The organism is Streptomyces sp. NPDC038213 (assembly GCF_055600495.1).
On sequence record NZ_JBVJYM010000016.1, the window covers coordinates 154,934 to 165,269 of the forward strand.

The following is a 10,336-nucleotide window of genomic DNA, read 5'->3' on the forward strand; positions in this document are numbered from 1 at the left end:
CGGCAAGGCCCCGGTACTCGGGCACAATCACCGCTCCGACCCGGAAGCTGCCGAAAAATCTGATGTGCGGGGTTCGTCCGAAGTCCCCGTGCCGCCCTCCACCGGAGGGTGTGCACGGGGGCGGACGGCGGGCCCGGAGCGGAGCCGCTGCATGAGTACCCCCACCACCACCGCCGACACCCCCTTCGCCCTGTCCGGGGCCCGCGCCCCCAAGGCCGACCCGGCCCTCATCGCCCGCGACGAGGCGCAGTTCGCCGCCGTGGCCCGCAGTCTGGCGGAGACGGTCGCCGAACTGACCGCCCTGCTCGCCGCCGCCCGCCGCGCGCCCGGCGGGCTGGGCCGGGCGGCGATGGACCGGGACGCGGAGGTCCACCGGCTGTCGGGGCGGCTGCGGACCCTGAGCCGGTTCGGGCTGGACCTGTGCCTGGGCCGGTTCGTGCCCTCGGACGGCTCCGACCCCGTGTACGTGGGGCGCCTCGGGCTGACGGACGGGGCCGGGCGGCGGCTCCTCGTGGACTGGCGCTCCCCCGCCGCGGAGCCGTTCTTCGCGGCGACCCGCGCCCGCCCGATGGGCCTGGCGAGCCGGCGGCGCTACCGCTGGACCGGCGGCAGGATCAGCGACTACTGGGACGAGGTGTTCGCCGCCGGCGACCTGGACGGGCACGCCGCTCTGGACGACCAGTCGGCCTTCATCGCCGGCCTGGGCGGGCACCGGACGGACCGGATGCGCGATGTGCTGGCGACCATCCAGGCGGACCAGGATGCGGTGATCAGGGCCGGGTCGCGCGGCACGCTCGTGGTCGACGGCGGGCCGGGCACCGGCAAGACCGTGGTGGCCCTGCACCGCGCCGCCCACCTGCTCTACGCCGATCCGCGGCTGGGGCACCGCCGGGGCGGGGTGCTGTTCGTGGGCCCGCACCAGCCCTACCTCGCGTACGTCGCGGACGTCCTGCCGGGGCTCGGCGAGGAGGGGGTGCAGACCTGCACCCTGCGCGACCTCGTGCCCGAGGGGGCGGCCGCGGGCGCCGAGCCGGACCGGGAGGCGGCCCGGCTCAAGGCCTCGGCGCGGCTCGTGGGGGCGGTGGAGGAAGCCGTGCGGTTCTACGAGGAGCCGCCCTCCGAACCGCTGGCGGTGCCGACGCCCTGGGCCGACCTGCGGCTGGAGCCCGCCGACTGGGCGGCCGCGTTCGCCGCGCCCGAGCCGGGGACCCCGCACAACGAGGCGCGGGAGCAGGTCCTCGATGAGCTCGTGGAGATCCTCGTGGAGAAGGACGGCGGGGCCGCGCCGCCCGCGGAGCTGCGCCGCGCGCTGCTGCGCAGCCGCGAGCTGGTCGGGGCGCTGCACCGGGCCTGGCCGGTGCTGGACGCCGGGGAGCTGGTCGGGGACCTCTGGAGCGTCCCGGCGTACCTGCGGCGCTGCGCCCCGTGGCTGGCCCCGGAGGAGGTGCGGGCCCTGCGGCGCACGCAGGCCGGGGCCCAGGAGTGGACGGTGTCCGACCTGCCGTTCCTGGACGCGGCCCGGCTGCGGCTGGGCGATGCGGGGGCCGGGGCGCGCAGGCGGCGCCGGGAGGCGGCGCTCGCGGCGCGGCGGGAGCGGATGGCGGGGGTCATCGACCACGTGCTCGCGGCGGACGAGGACGGGGAGGGTGCGGTCGCGATGCTGCGCGGGCAGGACCTGCGCGAGGCGCTCGCGGACGGGGCGGAGGGGGACGGCCGGGCTGACGGCGGCCCGTACGCGGCGGGGGCGGACCGGCTGGCGGGCCCGTTCGCGCACGTGGTCGTGGACGAGGCGCAGGAGCTGACGGATGCCGAGTGGCAGATGCTGCTGGCGCGCTGCCCGTCGCGGAGTTTCACGGTGGTCGGGGACCGGGCGCAGGCCCGGGAGGGGTTCGCGGAGCCGTGGGCGGAGCGGCTGGAGCGGGCGGGGCTGGACCGGATCCGGGTGGCCCCGCTGTCGGTCAACTACCGGACACCGGAGGAGGTGATGGCGGTGGCCGAGCCGGAGATCCGGGCGGCGCTGCCGGATGCGAACGTGCCCGTGTCGGTGCGCGGCAGCGGGATCCCGGTCCGCCGCGGCCGGCCGGCGGACCGCGACGCGGTCCTCGAGCGGTGGCTCGCGGAGCACCCCGAGGGGGTGGCGTGCGTGATCGGCGACCCCGGCTTCCGCGGGCGGGAGCGGGTCCGGTCGCTGACGCCGTCGCTGGCGAAGGGCCTGGAGTTCGACCTGGTGGTCCTGGTCGCCCCGGAGTCCTTCGGCGAGGGGGTGGCGGGGGCGGTGGACCGGTACGTCTCGATGACGCGGGCGACGCGGGAGCTGGTGGTGCTGACGGAGGCGTGAGAACGGGCGCAGGCCCCGCCGGATCCGTGGATCCTGCGGGGCCTGCGGGGCCTGTGCCGTCGTCCCGTCCGCCACCCGCTGCCGGGCTGCGGACGGGACGGGACGGCGGGCTACGGCGCCGGGTCCGCCGGGTGGCGTGCGAGCCAGTCCTCGGCGAGGGTGCGCTCGGACGGTGCGGTGCGGGGGTTGGTGCTGACGCGCCCGACGTAGGTGCGGATCATCTCCACCCGGTGCGGGTCGGGCACGGTCAGCAGACCGACCTCCCGGTCCCAGGTGGTTCCCCGCAGGACGACGGTCCCGTCGAGCGACATCATGACGAACTCCGGGCGGTCTCCCGAGCCGAGGAGGCCGGACTCCACGCCTGCGCCCATCACGTCCCACACCTCTTCGAGCCGGACCCGGACCCAGCGCAGGACCGCGGTCTCCCCCGGGGTGCCGAAGTCGACACCCACGAGGAACTCCCGCGCGTCTTCCGTGAAGAGCCCGGATTCGCCCGCCAGTCGGTACCAGGCGGCATTGGCCCTGGCCGCGAGCCCGGCTCCTGCCCGGTCGACCAGCACATCGCGCCGACCGTCCTCGGAGCGGCAGCTGACGGCCAGCCAGGCGGCCTTCACCGGCAGGTTCCCGACCGTCCGGTCACGTCCGAGCGATCGCAGACCGGCCTGTGCGAGGACCGCCTCCAGCCGTGCTTCCTCCACCGGTTCCCCTTCTCAATTGGCTTTGCCCGTTTCCCGTTTCACCGTCGCTGCCGCAGGCAGCGGGGCTAGCGCGGGTAGTACGGCATGATGTTGTTGTAGTTGTGGTTGACGATCCAGCCGATGTCCCCGTACTGGTTCACCAGCACCCGGTAGCTGTTGCCGCCGCCGGGAATATCGTAGATCTTCGCGCCGCCCCACTTGCGCCCGATGGCATTGGGCGTATCGTCGCGGATCTCGAAGAAGTCCGGCTGGCCGTTCGACTTGACCCGCTGCGGGCGACCGTTGTTGAGGATGTCGTCGACACCGTCGTGGACGATGTTGTGGACGTCCGCCGGGCCGCAGATCCCCTTCTTGCGCTTCTTGCTGGCGTTGTGGACAAGGACCGACGTGCCCTCGGCGACGACGTAGTACGTGTGGATCTCGTCGACGGTGAGGTTGTACACGCGCATCGGCTGGGACCAGCCCCGGATGCCGACGAGCTCCTTCAGCTCACCCGCGGCCGTGCGCAGCAGGTCGCCGGTCTCCAGGTCCTGGGCGTCCACCCAGGCCTTGCGGTTCGCGGCCCAGAACGGGTGCCCGGCCGTGGCCGTGACGACCGCGGTGCCGCTGCCCGCGGCGCCGTCGGTGTCGATGGTGAGCTCCCGCAGGAACTTCCGGCCCTCGCCCACGATCAGGGCGGAGACCGCACGGGCCCCGGTCCGGCCGGCCTCGGGGTCGGTGGCCAGCACCTGCTCCCCGAGCCGCACGTCCTCGATCGGCTTCTGCGTACCGTCGGCCATGAGCACCGGGGTGCCCGCCACGAAGCTGTTCGGGTCCTTCGTCTCCACCGGGCAGAACTCGCCGATGACCTCCAGGAGCTCGTCGCTCTTGGCGAGGAGCTTCTTCGCCTCGTCGGACTTCTTGAGGAAGTCGTCGAGCCCGGTCACGATCTTCGTGAGCGCCTTGGCGATCTTCGGGGTTTCCTTGATGATCTTCAGCGCCTTGCCCCAGGGCAGGGCGCCGACGACGGCCCAGAAGCAGCTTTCGAAGTTACCGTCGCTGAAGCACTTCTTGATGTCCTCGAAGAGCAGGTCGACGATCAGCTGGCCGCCGTTTTCGATGAGGAAGTCGGCGAGCCCCTTCCCGTCCATCTCCAGGGCCGCCGCCAGCTTCTCCGGCGAAATGCCCTCCTCCGCCAGTGCGTCCTTCTCCGACTGGGTCAGCTGGAGGTCGCCACCCCGCTCCTCGGCAGCCTTGGCCGCGGCTTCGCGGGCCTTGCGCTCCTGCTCGCGCTGCCACTCCTCGGCCTTGGTCGCGGCTTCGTCGGCTTCGCGGGCGTAGGTGTTGGCGTTCTTCGCCGCGGCTTCGGCGGATTTCGCGTGGCCTTCGGCGGATTCGGCGAACTTGCCGGCGTCGGCGGCGTCCTTCTCGGCCTGGGCGGCGGCGCCGCGAGCGGTGCTGGCCTCGTTCTCGGCCAGGGTCGCGGCGCTGTTCGCGGCGACGGCGTGGCTGTCGGCCTCGGCGGCGGCGCCGCGGGCCCGGGAGGCCTCGGCTTCGGCCTGGTTGGCGGCGTTGCGGGCGGCGGTGGCGTCGGCGAAGGCCTGGTTGGCGGCCTGCCGCGCCAGCTTCGCATCCGCCTGCGCCTGCGCATCGGCCTGGTTCGCGCGGGCTGCCGCCGCGCGGGCCTTGGCGCCCTCCTCGGCCGCCTGGGCCGCGGACTTCATCGCGGCGGCAGCCGAGCGGGCCGCGTTCGCGGACGACCGCGCCGCCTCCGCGGCGGCCTTGAACGCCGGCACGACCTGCGCGTTGGCGCGCTTGGCCGCGGCCTCGGCGGCCTCCGCGGCCTTGACGGCCTCGGCGGCCTTGGCCTCGGCGGCGGCGACCTGCTCGGCGCCCATCTCCTGCGCGGCGGCGGCAACGGCGGCGGCGAAGTCGGCGTCCGCGTCCTGCCCGGTGAACGGCGCGGTCAGGGTGATCGCGGTGTTCGCGGGCTCGGCGATACCTGCCGCGGTGCTGCGGGCCGCACCGGCGGCGCGCAGGGCGATGCCGGACTGGACGCGGGCCATGGCGGCCTCGCGGACGGCGCCCTGGGCTTCGTCCTTGGTGCGGTTGGCGGCCTGGAGGGAGTTCGCGGCGTGGACGGCCGCGAGCCCGGCGAGGCGGGCGGCTTCGTGCGCGGCGATACCGGCGCGGGCCTCCTGCGCGGTGGCCTCGGCGGCCTTCTGGTGCGCACGGGCCGCGGCGGCGCGGGTCAGGGCCGCCTCGGACTCGGCCTTGTTCGCGGCGGCGTTGGCGGCTGCCGCGGCGGCCTCGGCCTTGTTCGCAGCGGCGTTCGCACGGGCCGCGTGGGCGGTCGCCTCGGCGGCCGCGGCACGCGCACGGGCGGCCGCACCGGCGGCCTCGGTCGCCGCAGAACGCGCGCGGACCGCTGCACCGCTCGCCGTGTTGGCGGCGCCGCGGGCGGCACCGGCCGCTTCGCGGGCGGTGTTGGCATCCGTACGGGCCTGGTCGGCAGCGCCCTGGGCGACCGCGGCGTCGATGGTGCCGCGGCCGGCCGCCGCCTGCGCCTCCAGCGCCTTCGCGCGGGACTCCTTCGCCTGGTGGTTCTGCTCGGCGGCGAAGGCGGCGTTGCGGGCGTTGCGGGCGGTGGTCTCCTCGCCCTGCGCCCGCCGGTCCGCCTCGGCGGCGATGCCGTCCTGCGCCTGCGCACTGGCGCGGGCGGAGGCGGCGGTGGCCGCTGCGGCCTGCGCCTGCGCACGCGCCGCGGACGCCGTACGGGCCTCCGCCTCGGCACGGGCCCGGGCGGCCGCGGCGATGTCGCGCTCGCGCTCCGCGCGGGCCCGCGCGGCGGCTGCCAGATCCCGCTCGCGCTCGGCGATCTTGCGCTGCTCGGCGGCGATCTGGGCCTGCCGCTGGGCCTCGATGCGGGCCTCGCGGGTCTTGCGGGCGTGCTCCCACGCCTCGCGCTCCGCCTGCTCGGCCGCGAGGCGCGCGTCCTTGGCGCGGGCGGCGGCGGTGGCGGCGATCTTCGCCTGCCTGTCGGCGGCCTCCGCCATCCGGGCGGCGGCCTTGGCCTGCTCCTCGGCGTTGGCACGCCACTTCTTCGCCTGCTGCTCGTGCAGCTCGGCCTGGTTCTGCGCGTTCAGCCCGGCCGCGTCGGCGGCGGTGGCGTCGATGGCGTGCTGCGCGGTCTTCCCCGCACGCGCGGCGGCGTCGGCCGCGGCGGCGATGCCGGCGGCGACCTCGGACCACTGCGTGCCGTGCTCCAGCCCGGTGGAGACCAGGACGTCGGCCTGGATCCTGGCCTGCGCGGCGGCGATCTGGGCGGCCTTCGCGGCGTCCTCGCCGTAGCCGACCTGGCGGGCGGCCTCGGCCTTGACCTTCGCGTAGTCCGACAGGCGCTTGCCCGCGCGGTCCGCGGACAGCATCCGGTCCGCCTCACGCGCGGCGCCCGCCGCCGCCGACATGGCGTTGGAAGCGGCCTTCAGGGCCTTGACGGCCTCGCCGTGCGCCGTGATCAGCTTCGTCCGCGCCTCGGCCGCGACGGCGGCCTTCTTCGCGAGTTCGCGGAGCTTGTCCGCCGCTTCGAGGGCCTCCTGCTGGGCCTTCTCGTGCGCGGCGCGGTCGTCGGCGTCCTGCCGGGCCGCGGCCTGGTAGCCGGACTCCAGGAAGCGGGCGATGACCGCGTCGTCCTTGGAGTCGAGGGCCGCCTGCGCGGCCCGCTTGACCGCCGGGCCGCCGACCTGGGCGAGCATTTCGACGCGCTTGCGGTTCTCCGCGGCCCGTTTCGCCTCGTTCTGCTTCTCCGCCTCGTCGCGCTGCCTGGCGATGTCGGCGCCGAAGGCGAGGAAGTCGGCGCGGTCCTGGGCGGTGCCCTTCAGGACCCGCTCGACCTCCGCGTCGAAGAAGGCGCCCCCGGTGCCGCGGAGCTTTTCGATCTTCTCCCGGTTCGCGGTGTCCGCACCGGCGCGCTTGTCCTTCGCGCGCTGGCGGGCCTCGGCCTCGCCCCGCGCCAGGAACTCCGCGACCGCGTTCGGATCGGTGCTCTCCAGGGCCTTGCGGGCGGCCTCGCGGACCTCCTCCTCCTCGTCGAACTCCGCGAAGTCCTCCACCAGCTGCCGGTCCCGCTCATCACTGAGCCGGTCCAGCTCCGAACGCACCGCCGGCGCCGGCGAGGGCGCCCCGGTCTTCGGGTTGAGTGCCGCAGCCAGCCCGTCCAGCGAGGCCAGCAGCTGCGCCGGCGTCACCCCCTGGGCCGTCTGCTCGACGGTGCGGTCCTGCGTCGCAGCAGCGGCCTCACCCGTGACGGTGCCCAGCACCGCCAGGGCCACCGCCACCGACACGGCGCTGCGCGTACTCCTTGCCGCGCGCATGCGCGGCCCTCCGGCCCTCGGCCGGAACCTTTCCCACACGGGAAACCCCCTAGACAAAGCTCTTGCTCGAAAGAACCCGCGCCCGCCCTGGTCGGCAGGCGGGGTGGTCTGTTGCGGTGCGGCCGGCCGTGGTCACCGGCCGGCCGCACGGGCGGCCGGTGTCAGCCGCGGGTCCGGTTCTCGCCTTCCTGCGCGAGGTCGAACCGGGCCTTCCAGAACGCGGCCGCCTTCTCGGCGTCGGCGAGCTGCGCCGCCCACGCCTCCTCGTTGCCGTCGGCCGTACCGGAGATCGTCTTCCACAGCTGTTCCGCGGACTCGCGCGAAAGCCGGGCGATCGAGCGCCAGTTGTCCGCCTGTGCGGCCGCCGCCGCCTGCTCCGCCAGCCAGGCGCGCTGCGCGGCGCCCGCGTGCTCGGACACGGCCTTCCACGCGCGCTCGGCCTCGGCGCGGGCCCTGGCCGCGTCGGCGGCACCCTGCACCGCGGCCTCGGCGGCGTAGGCCTCCTTGATCAGCCGGGTCAGCTGGAAGTGGCGGACCGTCTCGGCGTCGGCGATGCGCGAGCGGTACGCCTCCAGGTCGAGGACCGAGCCGGTGGCCCAGCCGTAGCCGAAGAACTCCGCCACGTCGCCCTCCGCGGCGCCCGGGCGCAGTGCCCACTGCGCGGCCGCGCGGACCTGCTCGCCCGGGTCGGCCTCACCGAGGGCCCGTACGAACTCCCGGTCCTTCGCGGCGACTTCGAGTCGCTGCAGCTCCCCGGCCGCGCGGGCCGCGCGGTCGCGCTGCTGCGCCTCCGCGTACCCGGTCTTCACGAACGCGGCCTGTTCGGCGACGGTGCCCTTCAGGGCGCGCGCGGCGGCGGCCCGTACCGCGGGCGAGAAGCCGGTGGTGTGGGTGGCGACGACGCGCTCGCAGAAGGCCTTGTTGCGGGTCCGCGTCTCGCGCGCCCGCTGCTTCGCGTAGTCGAAGCCGCCGCCGGGCGCCAGCCACTCCAGCAGCGCCGCGTCCCCGCGGCTGCTGCGCAGCGCGTTCCACGCCGAGGTGCGCACCTCGGCCGCCGGGTGGGTCTTCGCCATCGACGTGACCCGTCGGCGCGCCTCCTCGATGGCGGCGGACAGTTCGGCGGAGACGGGCGCCTCCGGGTCGGCCGCCGCTGCCTGCGCGGCGGCCACGGGGCCGGTCCGCGGAGCGGCCGCCGCGGCGTCCGCCCAGGCCGGTGCGGCGGCGCCGGCGGCGAGCCCGCCGACCAGCAGGCCGACGGTCCAGGCCCGGGCGGCGCGGCCGCCCGGCCGGACTGCGGCCCGTGCGCGCCTGCGCGCGGACTCGAGTGCGGGCTCGAGTGCGGGCTCGTGTGCGGAGTTCCGGTCAGAACTCATGGTCATCCCCCATGTGTTGTCCCACTGTGCTGCTCCCCCACGGCGGAGGGAGACGTGTCGTACGGCAGCGGAGGGGCGGGGCCGTGCGCCCGGCCCCGTCCCTCCGCGCCTGCGGGCGGGCGCGCCGGCGCGCCCGCCCGGCCGGCTCACTTGACCGTCTCGACCTTCCACAGCTGCGCGTCGCTGCGGTTGCAGGTCCACAGCTGGGTCTTCAGGCTCTGGTCCTTGGAGCCGCCGGGGACGTCGAGGCACATGCCGGGGGCGTTCATCGGCTGGACCTCGTACAGCTTGCGGACCTGGTCGACCAGGCTGAGCTGCCAGCGCTGGTGGGCGCCGCGGCCGCAGGTCCACTGGTCGATGATCGCCCGCTCCCGGGTGTTCTCCGACTGCACTTCGAGGCACTTGCCGGTGGCCACGGAGCGCAGTTCGAAGCTGCCGTCGGAGGCGGCGACGGCGGCCCACTTCTGCGGGTCGCTGCCGTTGCAGGTGTACTGCTGGATGTGGACGCCGTCCGAGCCCCAGCCGCCCTCGACGTCGAGGCACTTCTCGCTGGCGGCGTTGGTGAGCCGGATGACGGTCTGCGGCATCTCGGCGCGGGCGGCGGCCTGCGCGCTCGCGGCGGCGGCGCGGGCGGCGGCCTCGCGGGCGGCGGCCGCGGCGTCACGGGCGGCGGCGCCGTCGTTGGCCTGCACGGCGGTCGCGGTGCCGACGAGTACGGCGGCGGTGGCCCCTACGGCAAGGGCGGCCCGGGTGATCCTGGACATGTGGGTTCCGTTTCCTCTCACGCAAAGGGGGTCAGGCGGTGACGGGCGACAGGCGCCACTTCTGGGCGGCGGTGCCGTTGCAGGCCCACAGGCGGACGGCGGTGCCGTCCTCCTTGCCGGAGGTCGCGACGTCGAGGCAGAGCTTGTTGTTCGCCGGGAGGTGGGCGGGGACCAGCTCGTACAGCTCGTTGGCGATGTCGGTCATGACCAGCCGCCACTGCTGCTGGGCCTGGCCGACGCACCAGAACTGCTGGGCGACGGTGCCGCTCGCGGTGCCCGCACCCTGCACGTCGAGGCACTTGCCGGAGTGCTTGAAGCGCAGTTCGAAGGTGCCGGAGCCGGTGGGCGCCAGGTCGATCTGCTGGTTCAGGGCACCCTTGGCGCAGGCGGACTGCACGGCGTCGACGCTGTTGCGCAGGCTGGCCTGCGGGACGGTCAGGCAGGCGCCGCTGTGCTGGGGCTTGATCTGGAGGGCGGCCGGGGCGGCTGCGGCGGCGGCCGCGGTCCGGGGGGCGGACTGGCCCGACAGGGAGGACTGGCCGGACTGGGGGGTGGCGGCGAAGGCCACGCCGGCCGCGATGGCGGCGGTGCTGGCCCCGATGGCCAGGGCGGATCGCAGGATCCGGGACATGGGGAGTTCCGTTCTTCTTCGAGGTGAAGGAATCAGGCGGAGTCGCGGGAGCCGGAAGGCTCAGGGGGACTCGTCAGCAGGCGGAAGGCTGCTGTTGCCGGGTGGGTGGGTGGTGCGGCTTCAGCGGGCGAGGGGGACGGTGATCTTCCAGGAGGTGTCCTGGAGGAACTCCTTGTCCGT

At 75.3% G+C, this 10,336-nt stretch carries 6 protein-coding genes; 1 reads left to right on the forward strand and 5 read right to left on the reverse strand.

Annotated features, from left to right (window positions below; all coding sequences use genetic code 11):
* The first annotated feature begins 151 nt into the window (after positions 1-151).
* On the forward strand, positions 152-2,338 hold the full coding sequence (gene helR, locus ACZ7JZ_RS22350) for an RNA polymerase recycling motor ATPase HelR (RefSeq protein WP_470941849.1): 2,187 nt from the start codon (positions 152-154) through the stop codon (positions 2,336-2,338).
* Between the two features lie 110 nt (positions 2,339-2,448).
* Here the strand turns inward: helR and ACZ7JZ_RS22355 are convergent, their stop codons facing one another.
* The 5 genes from ACZ7JZ_RS22355 to ACZ7JZ_RS22375 form a co-directional block, all read right to left on the reverse strand.
* Positions 2,449-3,036, reverse strand: a complete 588-nt coding sequence (locus ACZ7JZ_RS22355; RefSeq protein ID WP_470941852.1) for a hypothetical protein — start codon at positions 3,034-3,036, stop codon at positions 2,449-2,451.
* A 65-nt stretch (positions 3,037-3,101) separates the two neighbouring features.
* Positions 3,102-7,388, reverse strand: coding sequence for a polymorphic toxin-type HINT domain-containing protein (locus tag ACZ7JZ_RS22360; protein ID WP_470941855.1), 4,287 nt, complete (start codon positions 7,386-7,388; stop codon positions 3,102-3,104).
* A 161-nt stretch (positions 7,389-7,549) separates the two neighbouring features.
* On the reverse strand, positions 7,550-8,761 hold the full coding sequence (locus ACZ7JZ_RS22365; RefSeq protein ID WP_470941858.1) for a hypothetical protein: 1,212 nt from the start codon (positions 8,759-8,761) through the stop codon (positions 7,550-7,552).
* Between the two features lie 146 nt (positions 8,762-8,907).
* Positions 8,908-9,525 (reverse strand): RICIN domain-containing protein, encoded by a 618-nt coding sequence (locus ACZ7JZ_RS22370; protein WP_470941863.1) that lies wholly within the window; start codon positions 9,523-9,525, stop codon positions 8,908-8,910.
* 31 nt (positions 9,526-9,556) lie between these two features.
* Positions 9,557-10,156: an RICIN domain-containing protein gene (locus tag ACZ7JZ_RS22375; RefSeq protein WP_470941865.1), complete on the reverse strand. Its 600-nt coding sequence runs from the start codon at positions 10,154-10,156 to the stop codon at positions 9,557-9,559.
* Positions 10,157-10,336: the final 180 nt, after the last annotated feature.

Excerpts from the sequence above, each read along its gene's own strand:
- ACZ7JZ_RS22370 (WP_470941863.1), bottom strand. The coding sequence starts at position 9,525 with ATGTCCAGGATCACCCGGGCCGCCCTTGCCGTAGGGGCCACCGCCGCC.
- ACZ7JZ_RS22360 (WP_470941855.1), bottom strand. The coding sequence starts at position 7,388 with ATGCGCGCGGCAAGGAGTACGCGCAGCGCCGTGTCGGTGGCGGTGGCC.
- ACZ7JZ_RS22375 (WP_470941865.1), bottom strand. The coding sequence starts at position 10,156 with ATGTCCCGGATCCTGCGATCCGCCCTGGCCATCGGGGCCAGCACCGCC.
- ACZ7JZ_RS22365 (WP_470941858.1), bottom strand. The coding sequence starts at position 8,761 with ATGAGTTCTGACCGGAACTCCGCACACGAGCCCGCACTCGAGCCCGCA.
- helR (WP_470941849.1), top strand. The coding sequence starts at position 152 with ATGAGTACCCCCACCACCACCGCCGACACCCCCTTCGCCCTGTCCGGG.